This is a genomic window from Providencia sp. PROV188, assembly GCF_027595165.1.
Lineage (GTDB): Bacteria > Pseudomonadota > Gammaproteobacteria > Enterobacterales > Enterobacteriaceae > Providencia > Providencia lanzhouensis.
Genome location: NZ_CP097291.1, coordinates 243,922 through 258,850, shown reverse-complemented (window position 1 = coordinate 258,850; position 14,929 = coordinate 243,922). Strand labels below are relative to the sequence as shown.

Sequence of the window (14,929 nt, the reverse complement as noted above, 5' to 3'; positions counted from 1 at the left end):
TTTGCGGATTTTATCGACATGATTAAGTGTAGCAGAATGGTACAAAAATGATTATTTACTTATTTTTCAACAAACTAAATAAGAACAGCGAATGTGACAGCTTAGCGTTTGGAATATGACATATTGTCATAAATGAAAAAATTTATTTCTCTTTCTATCTTTCTATCTTTCTATCTTTCTATCTTTCTACAGAGCATATCTCTATGCAGTCCGCCTTCTATCGCCTTAGCATGCAATATTCAAAATAGTTTGCGTTGCAGCTAGGCGGCAAACGAGTTAAGCCCTAGGAGCATACACAAGTATGTGACTAGGGTTAACGAGCGCAGCCAACAACGCTGCGACACAAAATATGAAGAATATTTAGTCTTCGCGCTCTTTGAGAGGGAGCAAGGCCCGAATAGCAAACCCGCCGCGCTCACTTTTATGGATCTCAATATTCCCTTCGTGAGCATCTATAATCCTGCGAATTATCGCGAGTCCCAGCCCTGTACCTTTGTTGCTACGGGCTTTTTCACCCTGTACGAACGGCTGGAATAGGCGTTGAATGTCTTCTTCTTTGATCCCTGCGCCATCATCTTCAACTTGGAACCAAACATAATCTTCATTTTTACCACTGCTGACTTTGATCCAGCCATTTCCGTAGCGATAAGCGTTGACTATCATGTTGGTAATTGCGCGTTTGATGGCAAGATGGTTACCGTTGAACATCACTGGTCCTGGGACTAAATTGGTTTCAATCTCTCCCACGACGTTGGTTTCAGCAACAACAGCTTCGTTGAGAATAGCGTTAAGGTCGCAAAACTCCATATCCATTTCTTGCCCTGTTTTCAGGTAAGACATGAATTGACCGATGATTGCGTCGCACTCTTCAATATCTTTGTTGATAGATTCAGCGAGATAGCCATCTTCTGGTCCCATCATTTCCGTTGCGAGACGAATGCGGGTTAGTGGCGTTCGAAGGTCATGGCTGACCCCTGCCATTAATACAGTGCGGTCATTTTCGAGGGATTTTATCCCTGCCGCCATATGGTTGAACGAGCGAATAGCCGCGCGAACCTCTGTGGCACCTTTCTCTTGCATCGGCGGCATAACATGCCCCTTACCGACCTCACCCGCGTGATATTCCAGCTCTAATAATGGCTTGTTTTGATAGCGAATATAGAGCCAAACCCCCGCAAAAATCGTGAGGAAGACCGTGAGTGTATAGCGGAAAACTTGAGAAAACTGATTTTGGCCGATTTCGGTGAGCGGAACGCGCACCCAAATATCTGGTGCTAGGTAGGATGTTAACCACAATATCGGATACTCACGCCCAAGTTCCAGATGCACACTGGCCTTGCCACCCAAGTATTCCGACATGTTTTCACTTAGAAAATCATACTCTTTTGCCCAGTTTAATCCCTCTTCCATCGCCGCTGAATGGGCGTAAAAGGTAATACCGAGCTCATTGTAGATTTTTTTACGTAATGCGGGTGAAACTCGCACTGAGGTTCCATCTTGTAGAACCATTTTCTCTGTCATCAATGTACGTACTTCATAGGCAAGCACTTTATTGAACTGCTGTAAGCTTGGCATCACAACAAAATTCAATACAACCATATAGCTGGTCACAAGGCTTGCGAACAGGAGTGCGACAAACAAAAATAACGAGCGAGAAAATGTACTACGTCGTGAGAACCTCAGTCGCTTCATGCTTTACTTCCATCTGGAACAAATACGTATCCTAAGCCCCAAACGGTTTGAATGTAACGTGGGTGCGCAGGATCTTCTTCAATCATACGGCGTAAACGTGAAATTTGAACGTCGATAGAACGCTCCATCGCACTGTATTCACGACCTCGAGCCAAACTCATCAGCTTGTCACGAGATAATGGTTCGCGTGGATAAGAAACTAATACTTTCAACACCGCAAACTCACCACTGGTTAATGGCATATTCTCTTCGCCTTGGAACATTTCACGGGTTCCGAGGTTCAGTTTGAATTTACCAAAAGTGATGACGGCATCATCTTGCGATGGCGCACCTGGTAGCTCATTCGCTTGGCGACGCAGCACCGCACGAATACGCGCTAACAGTTCACGAGGGTTAAACGGTTTAGGGATATAGTCATCCGCACCAATTTCTAAGCCCACAATACGGTCAACTTCTTCGCCTTTCGCGGTAACCATAATGATTGGAATTGGGTTATTTTGACTACGTAAACGACGGCAAATAGATAAGCCATCTTCCCCAGGAAGCATCAAGTCCAATACGATTAAATGAATAGATTCCCGTGTTAGGATCCTGTCCATCTGTTCAGCATTCGCTGCACTTCTTACCTGAAAACCCTGCTCGGTGAGGTAACGTTCAAGCAGAGCACGTAAACGCATATCATCATCGACGACGAGAACTTTATAACTTTCCTGCATTTATAGCCCCCAAAGTGTGGAATTTTAGAATTATTCTGCTGATGAAAGTAACAAAAATAATATTCATGCCATTAATTTACCATTAACACTAACTTTAATGAATCATTTTACTCGTTAACTGATTAATGGTTTATAGCTAATCTCTAGCACAAAATAGGTGACTTTTCCGCCCGGCGTTGTGACGACCACTTCATCATCAACCTGCTTGCCAATTAATGCGCGAGCGACTGGTGAATCGATAGAAATCCACTGCTTAGCAGGATCAAATTCATCCGCCCCCACTAACCGGAAAATTCTGATATTTTCATTATCATCTTCAAGCTTAACCCATGCGCCAAAAAACACACGCCCCTCTTGTCGAGGATCGGGTTCAACAATTCTAAGCTGATCCAACCTTTTGGATAGAAAACGAATACGGCGGTCTATTTCCCGCAACCGTTTTTTACCGTAGATATATTCTGCGTTTTCGGAACGATCCCCCTGGGCTGCGGCTTCAGAGACAGACTGCGTCACTCGAGGGCGCTCTTCTTTCCAAAGATACTTAAGTTCTTTGTCTAAAGCGTCCCATCCTTCACGGGTAATTAAAAGGCTCTTATTCATCTCATTAAAGGTATATAAATCGGATAATTATAATATTTTATAAAATATAATCTGCGACTTGCCTACCACTAGACAAAAATTCTGTCTGGCAATTCTGTCTACCAGCAAGTATAACTGTGCAGTCTATTTTCACTGTTCTTTGAGTAGGTATTTAAACACGACATGAATGAAACTCTAAGCCAAATTATTGCGGCCGAACTACAAGCCCAACCAAAACAGGTGTTTTCAGCCATTACATTATTGGATGAAGGCAATACCGTCCCATTTATCGCCCGCTACCGTAAAGAGGTTACGGGGGGATTGGATGACACTCAGCTACGTCAGCTAGAGAGCCGTTTAGGGTATTTGAGAGAGTTAAACGACCGTAAGCAAACCATTCTAAAATCCATTGATGAACAAGGTAAGCTTACTCCAGAACTCGCTTCTGCTATCAATACAACGCTGAATAAAACCGAACTCGAAGATCTTTACCTCCCTTACAAACCAAAGCGCCGTACTCGTGGGCAAATTGCTATCGAAGCGGGCTTAGAACCCTTAGCGGATACGCTGTGGAACGATCCAAGCCAGTCACCGGATACACTTGCACAAAGCTATGTTGACGCAGATAAAGGCGTTGCGGATCCCAAAGCCGCTTTAGATGGTGCTCGCTACATTTTAATGGAGCGTTTCGCCGAAGATGCTACCTTATTAGCGAAAGTTCGCGACTATATTTGGAAGAATGCGCACATTGTTTCTGTTGTTGCTGATGGCAAACAGACTGAGGGTGTAAAATTTAGCGACTATTTTGATCACCATGAACCCGTTGCTCAAGTTCCTTCACACCGCGCTTTGGCCATGTTCCGTGGTCGCAATGAAGGTGTTTTGCAGTTATCCCTCAACTGCGACCCTCAGTTTGAAGAGCCGCCAAAAGAGAGTTATTGCGAAGAAATTATTACTCGCCATTTAGATGTTCGTTTGAACAATGCCCCCGCTGACCAATGGCGTAAAGCTGTCATCAGTTGGACGTGGCGAGTCAAAGTGTTACTGCACCTAGAAACCGAAATCATGAGCACCCTGCGCGAGAAAGCGGAAGAAGAAGCAATTAACGTATTCGCCCGTAACCTCAGTGACTTATTGATGGCAGCTCCTGCGGGTATGCGTGCCACGATGGGTCTCGATCCGGGTTTACGTACAGGTGTCAAAGTCGCGGTCGTTGATGCGACGGGTAAAGTCATGGCGACAGATACCATTTACCCGCACACAGGCCAAGCTGCCAAAGCGGCTGCTATCGTTGCCGCATTATGCCAGAAATACCACGTTGAGCTGGTCGCGATTGGTAACGGAACTGCATCACGAGAAACCGAACGCTTCTTTGCTGAAGTGCAAAAACAGTTCCCTGACGTCACGGCGCAAAAAGTCATTGTCAGTGAAGCAGGCGCCTCTGTTTATTCCGCTTCTGAGCTGGCAGCATTAGAATTCCCTGATTTAGACGTATCTCTGCGTGGCGCGGTTTCTATTGCTCGTCGCTTACAAGACCCGCTGGCTGAACTGGTGAAAATCGACCCGAAATCTATTGGTGTCGGCCAATATCAGCATGATGTCAGCCAAACTCAGCTAGCCCGTAAGTTAGATGCAGTCGTTGAAGACTGCGTAAACTCCGTCGGCGTCGATTTAAATACCGCTTCCGTGGCACTACTTACCCGTGTTGCTGGCTTGAGCAAAATGATCGCGCAAAATGTTGTTGATTGGCGTGATGCGAATGGTCAATTCAATGACAGAAAACAGTTACTCAAGGTCGCTCGCTTAGGTCCGAAAGCCTTTGAACAGTGTGCGGGTTTCTTGCGTATCACCAATGGGGATAACCCACTGGACGCCTCAACGGTTCACCCGGAAGCCTACCCAATCGTTGAAAAAATCCTTGAAGCTGTACGTCAGCCACTCAAAGAGATCATGGGCAATTCACAGGTATTAAATGGCTTAAGCCCACGTGAATTTACCACCGAACAGTTTGGGGTTCCTACCGTCACAGACATCATCAAAGAGCTGGAAAAACCGGGCCGTGACCCACGCCCTGAGTTTAAAACGGCAACCTTTGCTGACGGCGTCGAAACGATGAATGACTTAACACCGGGAATGATCTTAGAAGGTGCAGTGACTAACGTCACTAATTTCGGGGCATTTGTGGATATTGGTGTTCATCAAGATGGCCTAGTGCATATTTCTTCCCTTTCAAACAGCTATGTTGAAGATCCTCACAAAGTCGTCAAAACGGGTGACATTGTGAAAGTCAAAGTGCTGGATGTGGATATTGCTCGTAAGCGTATTGCGCTCACTATGCGCTTAGATGAACAAGCGGGTGAAGGTAACAGCGCACCTCGCAGTGCGGCTCCAGCGCAAGATAGAAATACCCGCAAAGCCCCTGCTTCACGAGGGAATGCGCGAGGAAATTCATCATCTAGCTCTGCGTCTAGCAACAGTGCGATGAGTGATGCACTGGCTGCTGCTTTTGGTAAAAAGCGCTAAGATATGATGCCCTTGCTGTTTCATCGGTAAGGGCATTTATTAAAATGTATTCAATCATCTCTCCGTACTTAATTTAAACATATTCCATTTTTCTTATAGAAATAAATTAAATAACTAATTCAATTTATTATCTGCATTTTGTCTTATTTAATTATATTAATTAACAATACTAACATCTGCCTTTTCGTTTTAAAAAACTCCGCCAACTAAATCCCTTTTTGATCCACATCATTTAATATTGCCCGAAAAAGAGGCTAAATATAATCATGGTAGATGATTATGATTCTCATTGTTAATTAGATTTAATTTTATCTTCCATTCTATTTCTTTTAAAGATAACCACTTTTATAATAATAATTATCAATATTATTCTTAATAACACTCTCTGTAATTTAACATCGCAGTTTTCATGTTAAATCAACAGAATAAACCGTAATTGGAAGGTACTATGTCCATACTTCCTCAATGCAGTTATAAAATACTTGGCTTTTCACCAGAGATAAGTCCGGCCTATCGCCAAAAATTACTTTCCCTCGGTCTGCTTCCAGGCTCAGTGTTCAAAGTTGTGCGCGTAGCGCCGTTTGGTGATCCCGTGCAAATTGAAACTCATCGCGTCAGCTTAGTATTACGCAAAAAAGATTTAGCTCTGATTAACTTAGATGAAGCTCAAGCGAACTAATTATTTTTGGATTAATTCCAATAAAGATTTTCATTTTCACGACTGGCATACACTATGAAACCATTAACTATCGGCCTTATTGGCAACCCTAACGCAGGTAAAACAACCTTGTTTAACCAGTTAACAGGGTCACGTCAGCGCGTCGGTAACTGGGCAGGAGTGACCGTCGAACGTAAAGTTGGACGCTTCCACACACCTGAACACAAGATTGAACTCGTTGATTTACCAGGTACTTATTCCCTTACAACTATCTCAGAGCAAACCTCCCTCGATGAGCAAATCGCCTGCTACTTTATTTTAAGTGGCGAAGCCGACATGTTGATCAACGTGGTGGATGCCTCAAACCTCGAGCGCAATTTATATCTGACATTACAGCTTGTTGAACTAGGTGTTCCCTGCATCGCCGCACTGAACATGCTGGATATTGCCAAAAGCCAACATATCGATATTGATGTTAAACAGCTCGAAAAACAGCTCGGTTGCCCTGTTATCCCAATGGTCTCTACCCGTGCAACTGGCCTTGAACAGCTCAAACAAGCGATTGATAGCCATCCTCAAAATAGCCAACAAGCCCTAGTGCAATATCCGCCACAACTGTTACAAACCGTGGATATGCTTTCAGAGCAAATTTCTGCTCAGCAATTTAGTCAGCAGCAGCGCCGTTGGTTAGCTCTCCAGATTTTAGAAGGCGATATTTATAGCCGCCAACGAGCTGATATCTCTGAGCAAGTATTTGCTGAAACTCGCCTTAGACTTAAAGATACCTTGCAAGAAGAACCCGAGTTGCTCATTGCGGACGCTCGCTATCAATCCATTGCCTCAATTTGTGACGCCGCGATTAATAACAGTGCCGCTGAGCCGAATAAACTCACTCAAGCGCTGGATAAATTTATCTTGAACCGCTGGCTTGGCGTGCCAATTTTCTTGTTCGTGATGTATCTAATGTTCGTCCTTGCGATCAATATCGGTGGTGCTTTACAACCGTTCTTTGAAGGGGCCTCTGAAGCTATCTTTATTCATGGTATTCAATGGATTGGAGCAACAGCAAACTTCCCTGATTGGTTGACCGTTTTCCTTGCTCAAGGTGTTGGCGGTGGTATCAATACCGTTCTGCCTCTGGTGCCACAAATCGGTATGATGTATCTGTTCTTATCTATCTTGGAAGACTCAGGCTATATGGCTCGAGCAGCTTTCGTTATGGATAGACTGATGCAATCTCTTGGTTTACCGGGTAAATCTTTTGTTCCATTAATTGTTGGCTTCGGTTGTAACGTACCTTCTATCATGGGAGCAAGAACCTTAGATGCACCTCGTGAACGCTTGATCACCGTGCTTATGGCACCGTTTATGTCCTGCGGTGCTCGCTTAGCTATCTTCGCAGTATTTGCAGCGGCATTCTTTGGTAAAAACGGCGCAAGCGTCGTGTTCTCCCTCTACATTCTCGGTATTGTCGTGGCAATCCTAACAGGCCTGCTACTGAAACATACTTTGATGCGCGGTGAAGCGTCCCCGTTTGTGATGGAACTGCCGGTCTACCATGTACCTCATGCAAAAACATTGCTTATCCAAACTTGGCAGCGTTTAAAAGGCTTTGTGATCCGTGCAGGTAAAGTCATTGTGGTAGCGAGTATTTTTATCGGTGCGCTAAATAGCTTTTCGTTATCCGGCAAGCCTGTGGACAACATTAATGACTCTGCGCTGGCTTCCGTCAGTAAAGTGATCACCCCAGTATTACAGCCTATCGGCGTACACAATGATAACTGGCAAGCGACTGTCGGTTTGATCACCGGTGCAATGGCTAAAGAAGTGGTGGTTGGGACCTTAAATACCCTGTACACCGCCGAAGCGATTACCAGTGAACCTTTCGATGCAGAATCGTTTGACCTGCTCGATGAGTTAGGTGCGGCAGTCACGGATACGTGGGATAGCTTAAAAGAGACATTCTCCATCAGTGCATTATCCAACCCAATCGAAGCGAGTATGGGTGATGCCGAGATGGCAACAGGCTCCATGGGTACCATGGCAGCGAAATTTGGTTCAGATATCGCCGCTTATAGTTACCTAATCTTTGTGCTGCTGTATGTGCCTTGTGTGTCAGTAATGGGAGCAATCGCCCGTGAAACCAACAAAAGCTGGATGACATTCTCTATTCTGTGGGGATTAAACGTGGCTTATAGCCTCGCAGCACTGTTCTATCAAACAGCTACATTTAGCGAACATCCACAAAGCAGCTTGATCACCATTGGCGCGGTGCTACTGTTTAATATTGTACTGATCACCGCTCTACGCCGTATGCGCAGCCGTGTGACGTTTAATATTAAATCCAAAACAGCGCAACAATGTTCAGGTTGTTCTAACAACAGTTGCCACTAAGGAAAATACGATGGTCAGCTTGCTGCAAGTCCGAGATTTAATTGCATTATATGGGCAAGCTGACATTGCGCTTCTGAGTTCTCAACTAAACGCCCCTGCTGCACTGGTCAATGCCATGGCTGAAAAGCTGGTCAGTATGGGGAAAATTGAAAAAATCGATGTGAGCGCGTGCCTTACGGGTACCAGTTGTAAAGGATGCCCCGAGAGTCACGATTGCTCACATTTTGTCTATAAGATTAAATAGTTGTTTTCATCTCAGCGAATCAGCTTCTAATACACTGATTTAGTTCAATGATTTCGCAAACTGAACCAATGTTTCACAAAACTCATCGGGATGAGAAATAAACGGCGCATGAGCGCTATTACGCATCACAACGGATAATGAATTGGGATACAACTCATCTAATTTCCCTGCGATTTTACGCGGGACCAAGCCATCTAAATAACCATAAACGCGTAAGAAAGGCACCTGTAAATGGGTGAGTTCCTCTCGTAAATCTTCAGTACGTAAAGATTCCAGCCCCATATTCAAGGCTTCAACCGATGGCATTGGCAACGCCAATACCACAGATTTCAATGTACGCGCATCCTCACGGGCGCTTTCAGTTCCCAATGTTTGCAGTGCCAGAAAACGCTCAACGGTACGCTGGAAATTTTCAGCCAGCATCTGCTCAAAATTAAGTAAGACTTCGGGCTTGATACCTTGCCACTCATCATGAGCCCCAAAGCAAGGGGAAGATGCCACGGTGATTAAGGCTTTTACCTCATTAGGGTGATCAAGCGCGATACGGCTTGCTACTAACCCACCTAAAGACCACCCCAGCCAAATCGCATTTTTAGGTGCTTGTTCCCACACAACATTAGCCATTGATTGAATGGTCATCGGAGTGAAATCGTGACTACGCCCATAACCCGGTAAATCAACTAAATGGATGCGAAATTGCGAAGCCAGTCGAGGAATAATTGTTTGCCAGACTTCGGCATTCAGTCCCCATCCGTGCAGTAACACAATATCTTGTTTTCCGTCACCCACTGTCTGCCAATATAACGTCGCCATGGTTACACTCTCTTCAATGTTATTTTCATTCTGATTTTTCAATCTAGGACTCGCCTATGCTAGCAATGGAAGGGGTCTGTTGGCTATGCCGGCAGTTATTAAAAATTCCCCAGCAAGGAATATGCAGCTTTTGTATCAAAAACTTACCGCCAATGCCGAAGGTTTGTCCACAATGCGCTCTTCCTTGTGAATATCATCAATTTCCTTGCGGGCGCTGCCTTGTACAGCCACCGCCTTGGCAAAGGTTGATTACCGTAACGCCATATCAAGCGCCATTACGCCAGCTTATCCATCAATATAAATTTCGTTATCAACCCCAGTTAGCTATCCCCCTGACGCGGATATTTTTACTTTATTGGCTGAATGGATATCGCCAACAGCAATGGAAAAAACCCGACTTATTGATAACCATACCTCCCCACCCTCGACGATGTTGGCGTCGAGGATTTGATCACATGGCATTAATTGGTGGTAATTTAACCACATGGTTAAATATTGCCTATTCGCAAAATTCATTATTGCGCTCTCGTGATACACTGGCGCAAGTTTCATTAACACGTAAGCAGCGCCGCAATAACCTAAAAGAGGCATTTACCCTTGAAACTTCGGTTTCAGGTCTACACATAGCTATTATTGATGATGTGATTACAACTGGCTCAACCATGCATGCCGCCGCTCAATTGTTGATTTGTGCGGGAGCGCATACTGTTGACGCGTGGTCACTCTGTCGCACCTTGTAGGATGGGTGTAAATGGGCGTATTATAACCAACTAAAGCAGTCAACTATTATTGAGCAAGAGATTATGATTAATATTACAGAAGCAGCACAGACTCACTTCTCCAAGTTATTGGAAAGCCAAGAGTCAGGAACCCAAATTCGAGTATTTGTCATTAACCCAGGCACACCAACCGCTGAGTGTGGTGTTTCTTATTGCCCTCCTGGTGCCGTAGAAGCCACCGATAAAGAGCTGAAGTTTGAAAAACTCTCTGCTTATGTTGATGAAATTAGCGCTCCATTCTTAGAAGATGCTGAGATTGATTTCGTCACAGACCAATTAGGCTCTCAGTTAACCTTAAAAGCACCGAACGCGAAAATGCGTAAAGTGTCTGAAGATGCGCCATTAATTGAGCGTGTTGAATACGTTTTACAATCACAAATTAATCCACAATTAGCGAGCCATGGCGGTCGTGTTTCCTTAATGGAAATCACCGAAGATGGTTTTGCTATCCTGCAATTCGGCGGCGGCTGTAATGGTTGCTCCATGGTCGATGTGACGCTGAAAGAAGGTATCGAAAAAGAATTACTGAAAATGTTCGAAGGTGAATTAAAAGGTGTTAAAGACCTGACTGAGCACCAACGCGGCGAGCACTCTTTCTACTAATAGATTCTGCTCACCCGCATTTTCTACTGAGTATTAGAGCATCCTCAGCACTCCTGTGGATGCTCTTTCATGACATTTCCCCTAATTTTCCGGTATTTTATGGACCATTTTGAGACACTAACACCTGAACAAGCTTATCAGCACTGGCTAGATGGCACTGCTATCCTTGTCGATGTTCGCGATCCCCAAAGTTTTCGTGCTGGTCACGCGACAGGCGCTTACCACTTAACCAATGAATCACTTCACCCGTTTGTCGAAAAAACAGATTACGAACAAACGATTATGGTGATGTGCTACCACGGTCACAGCAGCCAAGGTGCGGCGCAATACTTAATTAATATTGGTTTTGAATCTGTATATAGCATTAATGGCGGATTTGAGGCATGGTCACGGGAATACCCACAAGCCATAACGGCGCTCTAAACGAGACAACGTATTTATGATCCACATTATCTCTTTTGAAAACCCACGGATGGCTCAAGCGTTTGTCGATTATATGGCTGGACAAAATATCCAACTACAACTCCATCCTTCCAACGACCAACAACATTATGAACTTTGGCTCGCCGATGAGCAGCATACTGAGCAAGTACGCCAAGAGTTAGAAACCTTTTTGCGTAACCCTAATGATCCTCGTTACCTCGAAGCCAGCTGGCAAACGGGTCGCACAGATGCCCAATTTCAGTATCGAAACTATCTGACATTCAGTTATTTAAAACAGCAATCAGGCCCATTAACTATCGCCGTTATTTTGCTGTCTATCGCGGTCTATCTTTGGGTCACCCTGACAGATCCCCGTGTCGTTCTATACTATCTAGGTTGGCCTATTGGTGATCAGCAAAGTGAATTGTGGCGTTGGATAAGCCCAGCGTTCGTTCACTTTTCTATTTCGCACATCGGTTTCAACCTTGCGCTCTGGTGGTTTCTTGCCGGGCAAGTTGAGAAAAAAATGGGCACAGGAAAACTGTTCACCATTTTATTAGTCTCCGCATTATTCAGTAACTGGGGTCAATCCCTATTCAGTGAAAATAACTTCGGCGGCTTATCGGGTGTCGTTTATGCACTGGTTAGCTATGTTTGGCTCACTGGCGAACGTCGCCCAGAAATTGGTATCGGCATCCCTCGCGGGCTCATGGTATTCTCAATTATCTGGTTATTTTTCGGTTACTTTGACTTGCTTGGTATGGACATTGCTAATGCCGCACATACTTCAGGGTTAATTATCGGATTATTGATGGGAATATGGGATAATAGGCTCAGTTTTAAACACCAAGGTTCCAAATAGAACATTTTATAATTAGAGGCTAATGCTGTGAAACAAACCCAGAGACATGATGCAATTGTTGAACTTGTGCGTCTTCAGGGATATGTCAGTACTGAAGAACTTGTCGAACAGTTTGAGGTTAGCCCTCAGACCATTCGCCGAGACCTCAATGATCTTGCTGAACAAAATAAAATCCTACGACACCATGGTGGCGCAGCCTTGCCTTCGAGTTCCGTCAATACCGCCTATAATGACCGCAAAACTATGTGGTCTGAAGAAAAGGCGCGTATTGCTCAACGTGTGGCAAGCCAAATTCCTGACGGCGCGACCCTATTTATTGATATTGGCACAACCCCTGAGGCTGTTGCTCACGCATTGGTTAATCATAAAAACCTGCGAGTAGTGACCAACAACTTGAACGTCGCAACATTGCTCATGGCAAAAGAGGATTTTCGTTTGATCCTTGCAGGCGGTGAAGTTCGTTCTCGCGATGGCGGAATTGTCGGTGAAGCTACCCTCGACTTTATCTCTCAGTTTAGGCTGGATTACGGCATCCTGGGGATCAGCGGGATTGATATGGACGGCTCATTGCTTGAGTTTGATTATCATGAAGTGCGCACCAAGCGCGCGATTATCGAAAATTCTCGTCATGTCATGTTGGTTACCGACCACTCCAAATTTGGTCGAAATGCGATGGTAAATTTAGGCAATATGAACCTAATCAATACCTTGTTTACCACCCAAGCGCCTCCAGCCAGTATCCTAAAGGTTATCGAACAGCATAACGTTCAATTAGAGCTCTGCTAACCCCCTAGCTTTAACCTCCCAATGATGGTAGCTTGCCTACCATCAATTCTTATTTTTTCCTTTCTTTTCATTCTGTTGTCATCCCTTTGTCATATTGCCAACTTATTAAACAGATTAAATTTATACACAAAATGTTATTAGCATCACGCGCTTGTTATTTTTATGGATTACAGGTTGGCAGACGTACAAAATTTGATTACAATCAAATGAGCGAAAACGAACATTATAGAAAATGGTTCGAACATCTCAGGGGGATGCATGGAAACGAAAGACTTGATTGTAATTGGCGGCGGAATCAACGGCGCTGGTATTGCGGCTGATGCTGCTGGGCGTGGATTATCTGTACTGCTGCTTGAATCTCAAGACTTAGCGAGTGCAACTTCATCTGCAAGTTCGAAACTAATCCACGGTGGTTTACGCTACCTCGAACATTATGAATTTAGACTGGTGAGTGAAGCACTTGCAGAGCGTGAAGTCTTATTGCGACTGGCTCCGCATATCGCATTTCCAATGCGCTTCCGTCTACCTCATCAGCCTCACTTACGCCCAGCTTGGATGATCCGTATCGGCCTGTTCCTGTACGACCATTTAGGTAAACGCGTTAGTCTGCCAAGCAGCAAGAGCTTAAAATTCAACCAGAATTCTGTGTTAAAACCTGAACTAACCAAAGGTTTCGAATACTCAGATTGTTGGGTTGATGATGCGCGTTTAGTAGTATTGAACGCTCAAGAAGTAGTACGCAAGAACGGTGAAGTGCGCACTCGTACAAAAGTGACTCGCGCATACCGTGAAGGTGGTCTTTGGGTGGTTGAAGCTCAAGACTTACGTACTGGCGAAACTCATACTTGGAAAGCTAAAGGTCTGGTCAATGCAACAGGACCTTGGGTTAAAGAGTTCTTCGATGACGGCTTAAAACTGAAATCCCCTTATGGTATTCGTCTGATCAAAGGCAGCCATATCGTGGTTCCACGCGCTCACGATGAACCACAAGCATATATCCTGCAAAACGAAGATAACCGAATTGTCTTTGTGATCCCTTGGATGGATGAATTCTCAATTATTGGTACCACCGATGTTGAGTACAAAGGGGATCCAAAAGATGTGAAAATTGACGAAAACGAAGTTAATTATCTGCTGAAAGTGTATAACGACCACTTCAAAAAACAGCTGACTAAACAAGATATTGTGTGGGATTACTCTGGTGTTCGCCCTCTGTGTGATGACGAGTCAGACTCTCCACAAGCTATCACTCGTGACTACACTTTAGATATTCACGATGAAGAGGGTAAAGCGCCATTACTGTCAGTCTTCGGTGGTAAATTAACGACTTACCGTAAACTGGCTGAAGCAGCTGTGGGTAAATTAGCGACGTACTACCCTAACGCTAGCGGTCCATGGACTAAAAATGGTCAGTTACCGGGTGGCGATATCGAAGGTTGTGACCGCGATGGTTACGCACGTGTATTAACCCAGCATTACCCATGGCTCCCAGAAGGCTTAGCACTGCGTTATGCAAGAACTTACGGCAGCAACAGTAAGTTGATTTTAGCAGGTGCAAACTCACTGTCTGATTTAGGTGAAGCATTTGCCGCAAACGTCTATGAAGCTGAATTACGCTACTTAGTCGAAAATGAGTGGGTTGTAGAATTAGACGATGCAATTTGGCGTCGTACCAAATTGGGCATGTGGCTGAACGACGCTGAGAAACAGCACATTGCACAATGGCTTGCAGAGCACACTAAAGTGGCTGTGACAGCATAATCTCGCAAGAGATACGCAGTAAAGATAGAATCGTAAAAAACTCGTTGTTGTACCAAAAGCGCCTATCTGTGCCCACAGACTGGCGCTTTTACTTTA

14 protein-coding genes are annotated in these 14,929 nt (G+C 44.6%); 10 read left to right on the top strand and 4 right to left on the bottom strand.

Annotated features, from left to right (window positions below):
• Positions 1-360: 360 nt before the first annotated feature.
• From envZ to greB, 3 genes are all read right to left on the bottom strand, one after another.
• Positions 361-1,692 carry a two-component system sensor histidine kinase EnvZ gene (gene envZ / locus M5X66_RS01135; RefSeq protein WP_036948459.1) on the bottom strand — a complete coding sequence of 444 codons (1,332 nt, stop codon included), beginning with the start codon at positions 1,690-1,692 and terminating at the stop codon, positions 361-363.
• A complete protein-coding gene (gene ompR, locus M5X66_RS01130) occupies positions 1,689-2,408 on the bottom strand; it encodes an osmolarity response regulator transcription factor OmpR (RefSeq protein ID WP_036948456.1) in 720 nt (239 codons plus the stop codon). The genes envZ and ompR overlap by 4 nt, the downstream gene beginning before the upstream one ends.
• A 114-nt stretch (positions 2,409-2,522) precedes the next feature.
• On the bottom strand, positions 2,523-3,008 hold the full coding sequence (gene greB, locus M5X66_RS01125) for a transcription elongation factor GreB (protein WP_036948453.1): 486 nt from the start codon (positions 3,006-3,008) through the stop codon (positions 2,523-2,525).
• Between the two features lie 162 nt (positions 3,009-3,170).
• Between greB and M5X66_RS01120 the strand changes: the two genes are divergently transcribed.
• The 4 genes from M5X66_RS01120 (at position 3,171) to M5X66_RS01105 (ending at position 8,806) form a co-directional block, all read left to right on the top strand.
• The gene (locus tag M5X66_RS01120; protein WP_270103811.1) at positions 3,171-5,510 is read left to right on the top strand and encodes a Tex family protein; all 2,340 of its coding nucleotides are present in this window, start codon (positions 3,171-3,173) and stop codon (positions 5,508-5,510) included.
• Between the two features lie 448 nt (positions 5,511-5,958).
• Positions 5,959-6,189, top strand: a complete 231-nt coding sequence (feoA, locus tag M5X66_RS01115; RefSeq protein ID WP_036948447.1) for a ferrous iron transporter A — start codon at positions 5,959-5,961, stop codon at positions 6,187-6,189.
• Between the two features lie 54 nt (positions 6,190-6,243).
• Entirely contained in the window at positions 6,244-8,562 is a 2,319-nt protein-coding gene (feoB, locus tag M5X66_RS01110) for a Fe(2+) transporter permease subunit FeoB (RefSeq protein WP_270103810.1), read from the top strand.
• A gap of 10 nt (positions 8,563-8,572) precedes the next feature.
• Positions 8,573-8,806, top strand: a complete 234-nt coding sequence (locus M5X66_RS01105; protein WP_036948442.1) for a FeoC-like transcriptional regulator — start codon at positions 8,573-8,575, stop codon at positions 8,804-8,806.
• 39 nt (positions 8,807-8,845) lie between these two features.
• Here the strand turns inward: M5X66_RS01105 and bioH are convergent, their stop codons facing one another.
• Complete coding sequence (gene bioH / locus M5X66_RS01100) at positions 8,846-9,619, bottom strand: pimeloyl-ACP methyl ester esterase BioH (protein ID WP_154609438.1); 774 nt, start codon at positions 9,617-9,619, stop codon at positions 8,846-8,848.
• A gap of 56 nt (positions 9,620-9,675) precedes the next feature.
• Between bioH and M5X66_RS01095 the strand changes: the two genes are divergently transcribed.
• The 6 genes from M5X66_RS01095 to glpD all read left to right on the top strand — a co-directional run bounded on the left by M5X66_RS01095 (position 9,676) and on the right by glpD (position 14,833).
• Positions 9,676-10,359: a phosphoribosyltransferase family protein gene (locus M5X66_RS01095; protein ID WP_108478700.1), complete on the top strand. Its 684-nt coding sequence runs from the start codon at positions 9,676-9,678 to the stop codon at positions 10,357-10,359.
• Between the two features lie 63 nt (positions 10,360-10,422).
• On the top strand, positions 10,423-11,001 hold the full coding sequence (gene nfuA / locus M5X66_RS01090; protein WP_036948432.1) for a Fe-S biogenesis protein NfuA: 579 nt from the start codon (positions 10,423-10,425) through the stop codon (positions 10,999-11,001).
• Between the two features lie 99 nt (positions 11,002-11,100).
• On the top strand, positions 11,101-11,424 hold the full coding sequence (gene glpE / locus M5X66_RS01085; RefSeq protein WP_036948430.1) for a thiosulfate sulfurtransferase GlpE: 324 nt from the start codon (positions 11,101-11,103) through the stop codon (positions 11,422-11,424).
• Between the two features lie 16 nt (positions 11,425-11,440).
• The gene (gene glpG / locus M5X66_RS01080; RefSeq protein ID WP_154599868.1) at positions 11,441-12,286 is read left to right on the top strand and encodes a rhomboid family intramembrane serine protease GlpG; all 846 of its coding nucleotides are present in this window, start codon (positions 11,441-11,443) and stop codon (positions 12,284-12,286) included.
• A 27-nt stretch (positions 12,287-12,313) separates the two neighbouring features.
• Positions 12,314-13,072, top strand: a complete 759-nt coding sequence (locus M5X66_RS01075; protein WP_036948423.1) for a DeoR/GlpR family transcriptional regulator — start codon at positions 12,314-12,316, stop codon at positions 13,070-13,072.
• A 258-nt stretch (positions 13,073-13,330) separates the two neighbouring features.
• Positions 13,331-14,833, top strand: a complete 1,503-nt coding sequence (gene glpD, locus M5X66_RS01070) for a glycerol-3-phosphate dehydrogenase (RefSeq protein ID WP_270103809.1) — start codon at positions 13,331-13,333, stop codon at positions 14,831-14,833.
• Positions 14,834-14,929 lie beyond the last annotated feature (96 nt).